The sequence below is a fragment of the Natronobacterium haloterrestre genome, assembly GCF_900112205.1.
GTDB classification, from domain to species: Archaea; Halobacteriota; Halobacteria; order Halobacteriales; family Natrialbaceae; genus Natronobacterium; species Natronobacterium haloterrestre.
This window is the reverse complement of sequence record NZ_FOKW01000008.1, coordinates 174427-189643: the sequence shown is the minus strand read 5'-3', so window position 1 is coordinate 189643 and position 15217 is coordinate 174427. Positions and strand designations below refer to the sequence as shown.

The window sequence follows — 15217 nt, the reverse complement described above, 5'->3', positions numbered from 1 at the left end:
ACTCACTCGAGGGAGACCCACTCGCCGCGCTCGTCGCCCTCCTGGATCGCCGCGAGGATCCGCTGGGCCGCGAGCCCGTCTTCGAAACTGGGTTCGAACGCGTCGGCGTCGCCCGCCGCGACCGCCGAGAGGAACTCGTAGTTCTCGTGGACGAACGTGTGCTCCCAGCCCAGCACGTGCCCCGGCGGCCACCAGTGATCGACGTAGGGGTCGTCCTCGTCGGTCACCAGAATCGTCTCGTAGCCGCGGTCGCCCTCGCGGTGGACCTCGAGTTCGTTCAGCCGCTCGAGCGAGAACCGCAGGCTACCCTCCGAGCCGTGGATCTCGATCGTGTGGTCGTTCTTGTGGCCCGTCGCGTAGCGGGAGGCCTCGAGGGTGCCGACCGCGCCGTTCTCGAACTCGAGTTGGGCGGAGTAGGCGTCGTCGACGGTGACGGGGCGCGTTTCGTCCCCCCCTTCCACGGGCCGCTCGTCGACGAACGTCTGTAAGTGGCCGCTGAGTCGTTCGATATCACCTGCGAGGTCGTCGTCGCCCACGAGGAACCGGACCAGGTCGACCGTGTGCGCGCCCAGGTCGCCGAGCACGCCCGAGCCCGCAAGCTCCTCGTCGAGGCGCCACGACCACGGTGCCTCGGGGTCGACCAGCCAGTCCTGCAGGTAGCGGCCACGGACGTGGCGGATCTCGCCGAGTTCGCCGTCCTCGAGCAGCCCCTTCGCGTACTGGATCGCGGGGACGAACCGGTAGTTGAACGCACAGCCGGCGGGCACGTCGTCGCCGGCCTCGCGGGCCGCCTCGGCCATCCGCTCGGCCTCCTCGAGCGTCGGCGCGAGCGGTTTCTCGCAGAAGACGGGTGTGCCGGCCTCGAGCGCGGCGATCGACGGCTCGGGGTGGACGTGGTTCGGACCGAGGTTGTAGAAGACGTCGACGTCGTCGACGACCGCCTCCCAGTCGGTCGCGGTCGATTCGAAGCCGAACCGGTCGGCGGCGTCGGCGAGCGCCTCCTCGTCGCGGCCGACGAGCACCGAGCGTTCGATCTTCGGCGCATCCGGGAAGAACATCGGCAGCCGCGCCATCGCGTTCGCGTGTGCCTTGCCCATGAACCGATAGCCGAGTACACCGACCTCGAGTGTCATGCCTCGAAGTTCACAATACGTGTAGTTAGAGGTTTTCGTCACGGCGTAATCCGGTATCTCCGCCAGTAGCCTCTCACCTTTACCATTCCAAATTTGTTATTCATAACAAATATACTATCCCTACCCATCGGTTCGGTCGCATGTATACTGGAGTCGTCGAATCCACGGGACGGATTCGGGACGTGAGTCGATACGAAAACGGAGCGAGAGTCCGGATAGCTGCGGATACAACGGGTATCGAGCCGGAGGATAGCGTCAACGTCAGCGGCGTCTGTCTGACCGTGGAATCCGTCGACGACGACGGGTTCGACTCGTTTCTCTCGAGCGAGACGGTTCGCCGAACGTATCTCGCGGATCTCACGCCACCGGCTGCCGTCAACATCGAACGGCCACTTTCGACGACGGGACGGTTCGACGGGCACGTCGTCAAGGGGACGGTCGATACCGTTACCGATGTCGTCGACGTGACGCGTCTCGGCGACGACCGGCGGTTTACGTTCTCGATTCCCGAGGGGTATCGGCAGTATCTCGTCGAAAAAGGGGCGGTCGCGCTCGATGGCATCAGTCTGACCGTCACCGACTGTTCCGAAGAAACGTTCAGCGTCGCCGTCGTTCCCACGACCGACGAGGTGACCGCGCTCTCGGAGAAGACGGCCGGGGATCCCGTTCACTTCGAGGCGGACATCCTCGCGAAGTACGTCGAACGCCAGCGAACGGTAGCGTGATACTAACGAATACGACGTCTGCGCCGACTACTCCGCCCAGTAGGCCTCGCCCGGTTCGGTCCGGAAGACTGCCCGCTCGAGCAGTTCGACGGCCTTCTCGAGGCCCTCGCGACCGCTGGTCAGCGAGTCCTCGTGTTCGATGCTCAGCGCCCCGTCGTAGCCGACCATCCGCAGCGTCGAGACGACGTCTTTCCAGTGGGACTCGCCGTGGCCGTAGCCGACCGAGCGGAACAGCCACGAGCGGTTGGGTTCGTCGTCGTAGGCGGTCGTGTCGAGGACGCCCTTCTCGCGTGCCTGCTCTTCGTAGACCTTCGTGTCCTTGGCGTGGACGTGGTGGATGGCGTCGCGCTCGCCGAGGAAGCGGATCGCGTCGGTGATCGAAATCCCCTGCCAGTAGAGATGCGAGGGGTCGAAGTTCGCCCCGACCCGTTCGTTGGTCTCCTCGCGGAGCCTGGCCATCCCGTGGGGCTCGTAGACCAGCATGTTGGGGTGCATCTCGATCGCCAGGTCGACGCCGTGGTCGTCGGCGAACGCGGCCAGATCCGACCAGTAGTCGACGGCGACCTCCCACTGGTACTCGTGGGCGTCGGCGTGTTCCGACGGCCAGGGGGCGGTGATCCAGTTCGGAACGTCGTCATCGGGGCCGCCCGCGGGCAGGCCGGAGAAGCAGGTGACGACACCGACCTCGAGCTGGTCGGCCAGCCGGATGGCCTCCCGGAGTTCCGTATCGGCCTCCTCCGCTCGCTCGTCGTCGGGGTGCAGCGGGTTGTTGTGGGTCGCGAGCGCGCTCACGTGCATGTCGTGCTCGTCGAGGACCGCCTCGAGTTCCGCCTGGGCGTCCTCGTCGTCGAGGTACTCCCGTCGCGGGAGGTGGTCCTCGCCGGGATACCCTCCGACGCCGGGTTCGATCGCGTCGACCCCGATCTCGGCGAGGTAGGCGAGCGCTCCCTCGAGCGATTCGTCGGCCAGCGGTGGCGTGTGGACACCGATATCCATACGCGTGGCTACGACACCGATCGATAAATTACTTACTATTATTCGAGTTAATTATATAGGGAGCGATGTCGCTGGCCGTGCCGAACGGAACGTGTGATCGACGCCGGCGTTCGGACCTGCAGAGGATCCGGGATGGCCGGCAGTCGTTACGAATCGAGTTCGGCCTCCGGTTCCGAGTCAGCGCCCGCGCCATCCGGGTCGATCTCCGGGGCTCGCTCCGGATCGCACTCGAGCGTCGGCCCGTCGAGACGGACCGTCCGCCCGGTCTCGCTCGAGCGGTAGATGCCGTCGACGATCCGCTGGACGGTCAGCGCGTCGGCGACGCTCCCGCCGGCCTCCCCGCCGGCCGCGATGGCCTCGAAGAACGCCGCCTGCTCGTCGGCGTGGGTGTCGTTCTCCCCGGCGTCGATGCTCGTATCGATCAGGTGGTCCGGTCCGTCGGCGCTCGCGGTGTGGACGCTGAGTTCGTTCGTGAGCAGGTCGAACCGCGCCGCGGCCTCGGTCCCGCGAACGACGAACTCGTGGGTCGCCGGCCGGTTGGTCGCCCAGGCGACCTCCAGCGAGATCGTGCGATCGTCCGCACAGCGGACGAACGCGCTCGCGGAGTCGTCGACGTCGAACGCGTCGGCTCCCCGGTCGTCGCCCCACATCTCGAGGTAGGCGTACTCCTCGCGGGAGCCGAACTCCGAACGGGTAACTCCCGAGACGTCGACCGGGTCGGGGTAGCCCAGCAGGTACATCGAGAGGTCGAGCGCGTGGACGCCCAGGTCGATCAGGGCGCCGCCGCCGGAGATCTCCCGGCGGGTGAACCAGGAGCCGCGGCTGGGAACCCCCCGCCGGCGGACGTAGTTGGCCTCGACGTGGGTCACCTCGCCGAACTCGCCGCGCTCGATTCGGTCGCGGACGAGACGTACGGCGTTCAGGAACCGCTTGTCGAACCCGACCATACAGACGCCGTCGGCATCGTCCGCCGCCACGGCGATCCGCCGGGCGCTCTCGAGGGAGTGGGCGAGGGGTTTCTCGAGGAGGACGTGGAGTCCGCGCTCGAAGGCGTCCACGGCGTACTCCTCGTGGAACCGGTTGGGGGTGGTGATGATGACGGCGTCGACGGCGTCGTACAGGTCCCGGTGGTCGTCGTAGGCCGCGACGTCGTAGGTCTCGGCGAACCGTTCGCGGGTCTCCGCGGCCACGTCCATTCCCCCGGCCAGTCGGACGTCGGCGCCCTGCTCGATCAGTCGGTCGGCGTGGTGGTGGCCGATGTTTCCGAGGCCGACGAGGCCGGTCCGGATCGGCCCCGACTCCCCCGGCGTCATCGGGGGTTCACCTCCGGCGACTCGCCGTCGGCGGGCGACCGAGGGCGGCCGGAACCGCTGGACAGCGGGATCTCGCTCTCAGTACAACTGCTCTTCGAGGGTGGCGCGTTCATCATCGGTGTCGTAATCGTAGTCGAAGTCGTCGGGATCGCGTTCGTTCTCGCGGCTGTCGCCGCGGCGATACTGGCGAATGCCGGGGATGACCGTGTTCTTCAGGTCGAGGGCGAACGAGACGATCCCGTAGATCCAGAAGAAAAACAGGATCGAGAGGCCGCCGTAGTAGACGATCGGGATCAGGTCAGTCACGCTGACCACCCGATTCGACCTCCGTGGCCCCGCCCTCCGCGTCGGCGGTCGGGGCTTCGTGGACCGACTCGTCCGCGACTCCGTGCGTGATCGCTTCGCCGGACGCCGCATCGAAGAGATGAACCTTCGACCGATCGAGGACGATCGACACCTGCTGGTCCGCCTCGATCGTCTCGTCCGGATCAACGCTCATGAGCAACTGGTTCGAGGCCGTCGACGCCTCGTCGCTCGTCATCATCTCGGCGCTCGAGCCGTCGAGCGAGAGGTAGACGAAGATTTCGTCGCCCATCGGCTCGAGCACGTCGGTCGTCGCCTCGATCGTCGCCGAGGGGTCGACGACCGACTCCGTGTTCCGCTCGAGGTAGATGTCCTCGGGTCGGATTCCGGCGGTCACCTCGTCGATCCCCTCGAGCGGGAACGCGGCGGGATCGAACTCGAGGTCGTAGTGATCGGTTCGCAGTCCGTCGTTCGCGAGGTCGCCGTTGACGAAGTTCATCGACGGCGAGCCGATGAACCCGGCGACGAACAGGTTCGCGGGTTCGTTATAGCAGGTCAGCGGCGGTGCGATCTGCTGGAGCCTGCCGTCGTTGATGACCGCGATCCGGTCGGACATGGTCATCGCCTCGGCCTGGTCGTGCGTGACGTAGATGATCGTCGTATCCAGCTGTTTGTGCAGCCGCTGGAGTTCCGTCCGCATGTGTACTCGGAGCTTCGCGTCCAGGTTGGCAAGCGGCTCGTCCATCAGGAAGACCGCCGGCTCGCGGACGATCGCGCGTGCGATCGCGACCCGCTGTTGCTGGCCGCCCGACAGCTCGTTCGGTTCGCGGTCGAGCATCCCCTCGAGCTGGACGATGTCCGCCGCCCGGTCGACCCGCCGATCGATCTCCTCCTTGTCGTAGTCCCGCAACCGGAGACCGAACGAGATGTTGTCGTAGACGTCCATGTGCGGGAACAGCGCGATGTTCTGGAAGACCATCGAGACGCCACGATCCTTCGGCGGAAGGGTCGTGACGTCGGCGTCGCCGATGCGAACGGTCCCCTCGGTCGGTTTCGTGAGGCCGGCGATGGTCTCCATGGTCGTCGACTTCCCACAGCCGGAGGGACCGACGAGACAGACGAATTCGCCGTCCTCGATCTCGAGGTTCATGTCGTCGACCGCGACGATGTCTTCGTACCGTTTCGTGACGTGTTCGAGTGTGACTCGTGCCATAAATTACTCCTTGAGTGCTCCTTCAGTGAGTCCGCTGACGATCTTTTCCTGTGCCACCACGACGAGGATCAACATCGGGAGGACGCCCACGATGCTCGCCGCCGCCATGAGATTGAAGTCCGTGGTGTACTGGGTCTGATAGCTCAGAATCCCGCCGACCAGCGGCGACCACTGGTTGGGCTCGTTCTGTAGCGCCATGATCGAGCTGAAGAAGTACTCGTTGTACACGGCGATGAACGTCAACACGGCGGCCGTCGCGACGCCCGGCGCGGACAGCGGCATGATCACGCGAAACAGCGCGCCCAGCCGCGTCGTCCCCTCGACCCGCGCGGCGTCCTCGAGCCCGTCGGGAATCTGGCTGTAGAACGTCGTGAGGATGAAGATCGCGAGCGGCAGGAACAGCGCGCTGAACGGCATGATCATCGAGCCGGGCGTGTTGACCAGTCGCGGCGGCGCGAACAGTTCGATTCCCAGGAACGGGACGACCACGGCGTTCCCGAGGAACGCGTCGAACAGCGGGATCAGGAACGCCGCCGGCGGGAAATAGGAGATCGCCAGGACGGCGAGCATCAACAGCCCGCGTCCGGGGAACTCGAGTCGGCCGAAGACGTACCCTGCGAGGCTCGCGAGCACGATGACGATGACCGTCGTCACCGTCGCGAGCACGAAGCTGTTGAAGACGTAGAGGTGGAACGGGACCTGCTGGAACACCTCGACGAACGCGGAGACGTTGAAGCCCTGCGGGGTCGGGAACGGCAGTTCGGTACCGACGATCGGCAGCGTCACCTCCCAGTCGCCGGAGAGAATGGCCGCGTTCGGCGTCAGTGCGAGCACGAGCAGCCAGTAGAACGGGAACAGCGTCGTCACGAGGAAGAACCCGCAGGCGACGTAAAACAGCGCCCGGTACAGCCGGCTGCGCTTGTCGGGGTCGTTGACGACGCCGACGGTCCAGCGCTCGAGCGGCCCGGGGTTCTCGTCGTCGCTCGACTGCGTCGGGGGTTCGTTCGCGGTGGCCATCTCAGAACCCCTCCTTGTACTGCTGGTAGATCACGCCCAGCACCGCGATCGCGATGATACCCGCAGTGACGAACGCGATGGCGGACGCGAGCCCGCGGTTCGTGTTGAAGGTCTCGACGACCATACAGGACAGCGACGGGACGGTCGTACAGCCGGAGACCGAGTCGACGAGCCCGTAGATCCGCATGGCGTCGATCGTCCGGAACAGGACCGCGATCCCGAGCGCCGGGAGGACCAGCGGGAAGGTGATCAGCTTGAACTGCTGCCACTTACTCGCGCCGGCGACCTCGGCGACGTCGTAGAGACTGCGGTCGATGCTCTGGAGTCCGGCCAGGATGAGCAGGGCCATGAACGCCGTCGTCTTCCAGATGTCCGCGACCGTGACGATCAGCAGCGAACTCGCCGGATCGTTGAGCGTGTTCGTCGGCGCGACCAGGCCCCAACTGGCGAGGTACTCGGTGAGGAATCCGGTGTCGGGGTGGAACATCAGGTAGAAGATCATCCCCTGGATGACGATCGGGATCGCCCACGGGATGATGATCGCGGCCCGGACCCAGCGACGACCGCGGAACTCCCGGTCGAGCACCAGCGCCTGCCCGAAGCCGATGATCGTCTCGAAGAGGACGCTGACGACCGTGAAGATGATCGTCACCGCCAGCGCACTCCGCAACAGTCCGCTCACGTGAACGAACGGGAAGCTACTGCTGACGGCGATTTCCGGGAGGAACGTCGTCGTCCCTGGCATCCGGGCGTCCGCCGCCCCGGTGAACAGTTGCACGTAGTTCTCGAGGCCGACGAACTCGGGATCGCTCAACACGTTCTGGTACAGCGAGAGCTCGAAGGTCCGCAACAACGGGTAGAGCGCGATCGTTCCAAGCAGGAGAAACACCGGCGTCAGCAACAGGTAGGCGAACCCCGTCTCGCCGAGATTCTCCATCCATCGCGTGAACGCGACGACCGGCCCCGAACGGTTCGTCTGCCGCGCGGGGCCGGCGGTCCGGTCTTCGGTGCCCATGCTTACTCTTCGGTGGCCTCGAGTCCGTCTTGCAGATCCGCGGCGGCGTCCTCGGGGCTCTTCTCCCCGGCGACGGCGGCGTTGACCTCCTCGGCGATGAGCTCCGACTGGTCCGGCCACACCGTCGTCACGGGTCGCGGCATGGCGTTCTCCCCGGCGACGCGGAGCGTATCCATGTACTGCCCCATCGGCTCGACGGACGCGGCCTCCTCGGTGTCGAACAGGTGCGGCTTCGGCGGGATCCAGCCCCAGAGGTCGAACATGCCGAGGTTGAAGTCGTCCGTCATGGTCGCACGGAGGACGTCGACCGCTTCCTCGGTCCGCTCGGAGTGGGGATTGAGGGTGAGATGCCAGCCGCCGAGGGCGGCCGTCGAGCCGCCGGTTCCGGGCTGGTTCGCCTCGTCCTCGTCGACGGCGTACGGGATCGGCATCGCGCCGTAATCCTCGACGTCGAGCGGATCCTCTGCCTCCTGGACGTTCAGGTTGATCGCGTACGGCCAGTTGCGCTGCATGACGGCCTCGCCGCTGAGGATCGCCTCTCGAGCGTTTTCCTCCTGCCAGCCGAGGATCGAATCGGGCGCGATCCCGGTCGGGTAGTCGTCGTCCGTGTGGTCGCCGTGCTCCTCGGCGACGAACGTCCGCATCATCCGTAGCCCGTCGACGAACTCCGGCTCGTCGACCGTCACGGGGCGGTCCCCGACCGGGCCGAAGAGGTTGTCGAACCCGCCGAAGTACGCGCCGCCGAACGAGGACATGACCTCGTTCCACGTACAGCAGGACGTTCCCTCGTAGACGTCCCACTGGGTCGCGAGCCCGTAGCTCGCGTCGGACGCTTCGACGATCTCCTCGGTGAGTTCCGCCCACTCCTGCCAGGTCATCGGCTCGGTGGCCCACTCTTCGAAGTCGTCCTCGTCGTAGCCGGCCTCCCGTGCGTAGTCCTTGCGGTACTGCATCGTCGGGTAGTCCGGAAAGATCGGAACGCCGTAGAGGTCGTTCGTCTCCGGCGCTCGAGCCGTTGCGGTGAAGGATTCGAAGTACTCGTCCTCGATCCGCTCGAGGTCGTCGTCGTCGAGCGCGTCGCTCAGGTTCGCGATATGCCCCCGCTGGATGAAGACGTTCACCCAGCCGTTGTCCATGAGCAGCAGGTCCGGCTCCGTCTCTTCGGCCTGCAACAGATTCGTGTACGTGTCTCGCCGGTCGCCCGTATCCTCGTCGCCCGCCTGGAGCCTGACGCTGACGTCGCCCTCGGTGTTTTCCTCGATCAGGTCGACGACCCTGTCGCCGACCGCGTCGATCATGTTGGGGTCGGCGCCGACGACGACCGCATCGTCCGCCGCCTCCTCGCCGTAGATACAGCCCGCGAGCGTCGCCGTCGCCCCGCTGGCTCCCGCTGCCTTGACGAACGTTCGCCGCGAGACGCTCGATCCCTCGTTCTCCGAAGCCTGTGAGTCACTTCCACTCATGCAAACGTGTATGATGGTCATGGTTATTTATAGTTAATGGAGAGGTACAACGGGTGTAGTTAATCAGGTTGGTCGGATCGCGACGGGGCAAGCAGACGGGGGCGACTTCGGGAGGGACTTATGCGGTATATTCCGAGGATGGATCGATCAGAAATTCCGGTGTCGATCTTCGAGTGTACCGCATCGGCGGGAAACCGTCTCGCTCGAGGGTACGAGAAGCGGAAAAGGAGGGCGGAGAAAGTCGACGGCACCCGTCGTCGAGAAACGAGTCACTGCGGATTCTTCACCGCGAACGATCCCCTCCGCGCACGACCGTTCAGTCGACCGACTCGATCGTGATACGGGTCGCCTCGTAGTCCTCGATCATCGCCCCCCAGCCGCCGACGGTACAGGTGCCGTCGTCCGTCGAAAGCGTCAGCGACGCCTCGCCGGCGAGCTGGGAGAGCGGCGTTGTGCGCCCGTCGTTGGCCGCCGTTCCGGCGTAGGTGACGTCGACGACCGTCCCGCGTCGGGTGACCTCTCGACCGGTCTCGGTGTCGAACCCGTCGACGGTCACGTCGACGGTCCGTCCCTCCTCGAGCAGCGGGACGACGTCGCGGAGACACTGCCGCAGATCGACGTAGGAGATCGGCGGCTCGTCGTTGCGTTCGGAGTAGATCATTTCGTGGACCTCCCACAGGCAGGTCAGGAAGTACCAGTTGAAGACGTAGGCGTGGGTCCGATCGTTGACGATGACGCCGTACTCGTTGGTCGACCCGCCGTGGGGCGAGAAACACGTCCAGGAGCGATCGACCAGCGCGAGGAACGGCGACGGAATGTCGCGGTACCGCGCTTCGGTACAGGTCCCCGCCAGGGCCTCCGTCGACGGGAGCTCCGGCTCCTCCTCGGTCGACGGGAACAGACAGACTTTGACGTCCGCTCCGTTCTCGACGGCGACCGACAGCGCGTCCGAGAGGTCGTCGAACTGTCCGGGCGTCAGGCCGATCTGGACCTGCGTCGTGGCCGATCGGATCAACTCGTCGGCCTGGGCCAACACGGTATCGAGCCGTTTGACGATACTGACCCGGTGTTCCTCGATGTCCGGCCTGCTCCAGCGGTCTTCGATCTCGTCGGCCGCGGTCTCGTACCGGTTGGCGCGCGACCGCAGGTCCGCCAGGACCTCCGCCGGATCGTGAGCCCTCGCGTGGAGGCTATCCTGCTCGTAGGTCTCGACGTATCCCTCGTCCTCGAGGTCGCGCAACACGTCGTAGATCCGCGGATCGGGGACGGAACTGGCCTGCGCGACGTCGGTCGCCGACGCCGAGCCGAACTCGAGCAGCGTGACGAACGCGTCGGCCTGGTACGGCGAGAGGCCCGCGTCCTCGAGGGTTTCCGTGAGTTCGTCGTTGTCCATCGGGGATCACCGGTTGCGGTTCCGACTCGGGTTCGATCGTCGTGTCGTCCGCTTGGACGGGTCGGACAGGTGGGACGAATCGGACAAATTGGACGAATCGGACAGGTGGGACGAATCGGACAGGTGGGACGGGTCGGACAGGTTGGACGGGTCGGCGGGAGCGATGGCGCCGTCGGAGGGAGTTTCCCCGTTCCCGACCGGGACGATTACGTTCATTCCTGTCAGAGTATATCAGTTGTCGGAAAAAAGGGTATCGCTGCGCTACACTCAAGACCGTTCGGCGGAAACGCACGCGGCATGACGGATCCGCTGGACCGCGTTCGTCGACCCGAGTACACCGGCGAGGATCGGTGCTGGCCGTGTACGATCACGAACGCCCTTCTGCTGGTCGTCGCGGTCACCATCGCACTCCGTCGCGGGCGGCGAACTGCCGCCGCGGCGCTCGCGGTCGTCGGAACCGGTGCGATCACGCTGCGCGGCTACCTCGTCCCCTACACGCCGCGAGTCGCGCCGCGTCTCGTGGCGTGGCTCCCGATCGACCCGTTCGACCACGGCGAACCGGGTGCCACTACCGGCTCGCTGGCCGCCTCGAGGGCCGGAGCCGAGGGCACCGCGGACAGCGAAGGTCCCGACGGGGACGACGTCCTCGCCGCACTCCTCGAGGCTGACGCCGTCGCCGCCGCCGACGACGAAATCCGTCTGACGGAGGCGTTCCGGGCCGACTGGCGTCGGGAACGTCGGGCGTTACGAAATCGGAGCGTGGACGCCCTCGCACACGTCGCGGACGAGCGAACGCCGCCGTCGATCGAGGCGCGACCGACTCGGACCTGGGGACGGCCGGTCGTCGTCCTCGAGAGCGCCTGCGACGACGCGGGCCCACCGACGACGCTGCACCGCGGCGTCGCCGTCGCGGAACTCGCCGCGGACCGCGCTCTCGAGTCCCGGATCGACGATCCCGCGATCCGTCGGGCGGCCGGCCGCCCGCTGCGGTCGCTGCTCGAGACGTGTCCGCTCTGTGACGGCGAGTTGACGGTCTCGCGCTCGAGTTGCTGCGGCGAGACGACGCCCCCGGGGCAGCGTCCCTCGGAGAAACTGTTCTGCCCGTCGTGTGACGAGCGGTTCTTCGTCTTCGACGAGCCCGGGGACGGCGACGCGGACCGCGAGTAATCGTCGCGGTTCGGATCTCACCGCCGGTCGGCAGGGTCCACGTTCCCGCTCTCCTCCCCCTCGGCGATCGACGCGACGCCTTCGCGGTCCGGAAGCGCCGCCATCGCGCCCGCGGCGGTCGTCGCGGCGGCCCCGACCGCGCTGGCGAACGCGAGCGTCTCGCTCGGCTCCCGTCCCTCGTGCAATCCGGCGATCGTCCCGGCGACGAACGCGTCCCCCGCTCCGGTCGTGTCGACCACGTCGGGGTCGTAGCCGGGATGGCTCGCGGTTCCCTCGTCGGTGACGGCGATCGCACCGGAGCCGCCGCGGGTGACGAAGACCGCGTCCGGTCCGGCTTCCCTCGCCGCGCGGGCGAGCGCCGTCGCCGATTCCCCCTCGAGCCCGAGGGCGGCGAGTTCGTCTTCGGTCGCTTTCAGTACGTCGACGTGTGCGAGTGCGTCCCCGACGACCTCGCGGTAGGTCTCGTCGTCCGGCCACAGCTCCGGTCGGTGGTTCGGGTCGAACGACACCGTACACCCCTGTGCGGCCCCACGCTCGAGCAGGTCCAGCGTCGCCTCCCGCGACCGACCGCTCGAGAGCGTGACGCCGCCGGCGTGGACCCACTCGCAGTCCGCCAGCGCCGCGTCGTCGACCCGGACGGGCTCGAGCCGGGTGTCGGCCGTTCCGTCCCGGTAAAAGGAGAACTCGCGGTCGCCGGTCTCGTCGTGGGTGACGAACGCGAGGCTCGTTTTCGCGTCCGGATCGCGTTCGACGAACCGGTCGGGGACGCCATACTCCTCGAGGGTCTCCCGGAGGTAGCGACCGAACGGGTCGTCGCCCACGCGGGTCCAGAACAGCGGCGGCTCTCCGAGGCGGGCGAGCGCGACGGCGACGTTCGCCGGCGCGCCGCCGGGCCGACGATCGAACCCCTCGACGCTCGAGAGCGGGCCGGGGCCATCGGGTAGAAAGTCGATCAGGGTTTCGCCGGTGACGAGTATCTCGTGGTTCACGACGGCTCCTTCGACTCTCCACTCACAAGACGTTACGGATCCCCCCACTCCTCGTCCCAGTCGATCGGACGAGTCGATCGCGGCCGTTCGCTCGACGCGCCGGGGGACGAAGGGAAGGGCCCGACCGAACCGGTTCGCTTCGAGATCGTCGCGATCCGCAGAATAGGCCGCAAACAGGAAAAACGAGACGAGCGCGACGAAGGCGGCGAACGTCAGGACGGACAGCACGGCCGCGAGCAGCCATCGGTTCGCATCGAGCAGGACCCAGTGGACGATCCGACTCCCGGCGGTCTCCCCGGAGCGTGTCGCTCGACAGCGGGTTCTCCATGCCCCGCGTTCGTCTGTCGGACGAAAAGCAATCGAGCTTGGAACGGGAAAACAGTCGATCGGCGATTATTCCTCGCTCTCGTACGGTTCGCCGACGGACGCCGGCATTCGGGTCTTCCCCCACGCGGAGAGAACGACGATCACGGCCGCGTACGGAAGCAGGTTGACCAACCGCGCCGGAGCGTCGATTCCGACGGTCTGGAACTGGACGTTCAGCATGTCCAAAGCGCCGAACAGCAGCGCTGCCGCGGCCGCTCCGATCGGATTGTAGTTGCCGAACAGATAGGCGACGATCCCGATCCAGCCGCGGCCGTCGACCATCGTCTCACCGGTACCGACGAAGTTGCCGGCATGAGCCAGCAACACCGCACCGCCGAGCCCCGCCATCGCTCCGGAGAAGATCACCGCCGCGTACCGAACCCGGTTCACGTCGACACCGGCCGTATCCAGCGCTTCGGGGTTCTCTCCGGCGGCCTGTATCCAGTAGCCGTATCGCGTCCGGTAGAGCACGACCCACGCGGCGAGAACGACGACCACCGTAAGCAGTACCAGCGGCGACTGTCCGAACGCGATCGTGTCGATGCTCGCCAATCCGGGGCTAGAGCGACTCCCCCAGATGACCGCCGCGGTAAACGGCGCAAACCCGAGCCCGAGGAACCACACTGCCAACCCGGCCACGATCTGGTCCGCCTTGTACCGGATCAGGAGGACGGCAAAGACGACGGTCAGTAGCAGGGTGACCAACATCGCGGTCACGATCGCGATCCAGACGTGACCTTGCGTCGGAGAGGTCCCTCCGAGGAGATACATCGTCGCCGCAGCGCTGAACGCCCCGAAAATCATGAACCCCTCGAGGCCGATGTTGAACACGCCACTTTTCTCCGCATAGAGCCCGCCAACGGCGGCGAGCGCGATCGGCGTCGCCATCTCCAGCGACCGAGTCAGGAACCCGACGGTGAAGATCCGCTCGAGCGCAACGTCGAGACCGACCGAAACGACGGTCCCGATGGCGATCGACGCGACCAGTGCGAGGCCGACGAGACGGATCCGTCTTCGATCCACGGCGTCGACGACGCTCATTCGTCGTCACCTCCGAGCCCCGTTCGTCGAGCCACGATCCGGAACAGTTCCGGAACGGCGACGAACAGGACCACGAGCCCGACGATCCCGTCGATCAGTTGGACGGGAACGTCGCTGTTGATCTGGATGTGCGATCCCGCGGACTCGAGCCCGCCGAACAGCAGTCCCGCCGGGACGACGCCGACGGGGTTGTTCGCGGCGAGTAGGCTGACGGCGATGGCGTCGAATCCGTAGTTCCCGATTCCGGACGGATCGGTGAAATATCCCTGTATCATGATCGCAAACACTGCACCGCCGAGCCCGGCGACCATCCCGGAGAGCGTCATCGTCGAGACGATCATCCGCCTGGCGTCGACCCCCGAGTACGTCGCCGCGGTCTCCTGATAGCCGCTCGTCACCATGTCGTACCCGAAACTGGTCCGTGCCATAACCGCGGCAACGAGCACTACGACGGCGACGGTAAGGAGGATACCGACGATCGAGAGGTTCGGATCGTCGAACACGACCGACGGGAGTTCGACGTGCTCCGGCAGGCGCTCGGTCCGGGTTGCAGTCGCCTCGGGGTCGCCGAATCGTCCGGCGACGAGCCAGCCGACGGCACCGATCGCGATGAAGTTCAACATGATCGTCGTAATGATCTCGTTCGCGCCGCTGTACGCCTTCAACACACCGGGTAGCGCGGCGTACAGTCCCCCGGCGACGATGGCCGCGATCGTTCCGATCAGCATCAGAACGATCCCGCTGCCGGTTCCGTTCGGCAAGTGCGGTGCGACCCGGACGATCGTGACGACCGTTGCGAACCCGCCGACGACGAACTGGCCCTGGACGCCGATGTTGAACACGCCCGCCCGGAACGCGACGGCCACGGCGACGCCGGCGAGGACGAAAAGCACCGAGTAACGCAACGTACGCGCTACTGCCCGTTCGCTCCCGAAGGAGCCGACGATCAACTGGTAGGCAAAGCGGAACGGGTTGTGTCCCGCCGCCGCGACGATCCCCAGGCCGATGAGCAACGCCAGGAGCGTCGACGCGATCGCGATCCCGATCCGCTCGAGGACCGTCGCGTCGAGCATACGGGAAGCG

General features: G+C 66.4%; 14 protein-coding genes. 2 read left to right on the top strand and 12 right to left on the bottom strand.

Annotated elements, in window-relative coordinates; all coding sequences use genetic code 11:
• Positions 1-2: 2 nt before the first annotated feature.
• A complete protein-coding gene (locus BM113_RS15840; protein ID WP_089789016.1) occupies positions 3-1133 on the bottom strand; it encodes a Gfo/Idh/MocA family protein in 1131 nt (376 codons plus the stop codon).
• Positions 1134-1273: 140 nt separating this feature from the next.
• Here BM113_RS15840 and BM113_RS15835 point away from each other — a divergent pair, with 140 nt between their 5' ends.
• Complete coding sequence (locus tag BM113_RS15835; protein WP_089789015.1) at positions 1274-1858, top strand: riboflavin synthase; 585 nt, start codon at positions 1274-1276, stop codon at positions 1856-1858.
• A gap of 27 nt (positions 1859-1885) precedes the next feature.
• Here the strand turns inward: BM113_RS15835 and BM113_RS15830 are convergent, their stop codons facing one another.
• From BM113_RS15830 to BM113_RS15795, 8 genes are all read right to left on the bottom strand, one after another.
• The gene (locus BM113_RS15830) at positions 1886-2854 is read right to left on the bottom strand and encodes a sugar phosphate isomerase/epimerase family protein (protein ID WP_089789014.1); all 969 of its coding nucleotides are present in this window, start codon (positions 2852-2854) and stop codon (positions 1886-1888) included.
• A 146-nt stretch (positions 2855-3000) separates the two neighbouring features.
• Positions 3001-4167: a Gfo/Idh/MocA family protein gene (locus tag BM113_RS15825; protein WP_089789013.1), complete on the bottom strand. Its 1167-nt coding sequence runs from the start codon at positions 4165-4167 to the stop codon at positions 3001-3003.
• 78 nt (positions 4168-4245) lie between these two features.
• Positions 4246-4473 carry a DUF8005 family protein gene (locus tag BM113_RS15820; RefSeq protein ID WP_089789086.1) on the bottom strand — a complete coding sequence of 76 codons (228 nt, stop codon included), beginning with the start codon at positions 4471-4473 and terminating at the stop codon, positions 4246-4248.
• Positions 4466-5683, bottom strand: coding sequence for an ABC transporter ATP-binding protein (locus BM113_RS15815; RefSeq protein ID WP_089789012.1), 1218 nt, complete (start codon positions 5681-5683; stop codon positions 4466-4468). Before BM113_RS15815 ends, BM113_RS15820 begins: the two co-directional genes overlap by 8 nt.
• Positions 5684-5686: 3 nt before the next feature.
• Positions 5687-6700, bottom strand: a complete 1014-nt coding sequence (locus BM113_RS15810) for a carbohydrate ABC transporter permease (protein WP_089789011.1) — start codon at positions 6698-6700, stop codon at positions 5687-5689.
• A 1-nt stretch (position 6701) separates the two neighbouring features.
• Positions 6702-7715 (bottom strand): carbohydrate ABC transporter permease, encoded by a 1014-nt coding sequence (locus tag BM113_RS15805; RefSeq protein ID WP_089789010.1) that lies wholly within the window; start codon positions 7713-7715, stop codon positions 6702-6704.
• Positions 7716-7717: 2 nt separating this feature from the next.
• Positions 7718-9178 (bottom strand): extracellular solute-binding protein, encoded by a 1461-nt coding sequence (locus BM113_RS15800; protein WP_089789009.1) that lies wholly within the window; start codon positions 9176-9178, stop codon positions 7718-7720.
• Positions 9179-9494: 316 nt separating this feature from the next.
• A complete protein-coding gene (locus BM113_RS15795) occupies positions 9495-10571 on the bottom strand; it encodes a TrmB family transcriptional regulator (RefSeq protein WP_089789008.1) in 1077 nt (358 codons plus the stop codon).
• Between the two features lie 297 nt (positions 10572-10868).
• On the opposite strand from BM113_RS15795, the gene BM113_RS15785 reads away from it, so the two are divergent.
• On the top strand, positions 10869-11738 hold the full coding sequence (locus BM113_RS15785) for a DUF8054 domain-containing protein (RefSeq protein ID WP_089789006.1): 870 nt from the start codon (positions 10869-10871) through the stop codon (positions 11736-11738).
• A gap of 17 nt (positions 11739-11755) precedes the next feature.
• Here the strand turns inward: BM113_RS15785 and BM113_RS15780 are convergent, their stop codons facing one another.
• From BM113_RS15780 to BM113_RS15770, 3 genes are all read right to left on the bottom strand, one after another.
• Positions 11756-12727, bottom strand: a complete 972-nt coding sequence (locus BM113_RS15780) for a carbohydrate kinase family protein (RefSeq protein ID WP_089789085.1) — start codon at positions 12725-12727, stop codon at positions 11756-11758.
• 393 nt (positions 12728-13120) lie between these two features.
• Positions 13121-14134: an ABC transporter permease gene (locus BM113_RS15775; protein WP_089789005.1), complete on the bottom strand. Its 1014-nt coding sequence runs from the start codon at positions 14132-14134 to the stop codon at positions 13121-13123.
• Entirely contained in the window at positions 14131-15207 is a 1077-nt protein-coding gene (locus BM113_RS15770) for an ABC transporter permease (protein ID WP_089789084.1), read from the bottom strand. The genes BM113_RS15775 and BM113_RS15770 overlap by 4 nt, the downstream gene beginning before the upstream one ends.
• Between the last annotated feature and the right edge of the window lie 10 nt (positions 15208-15217).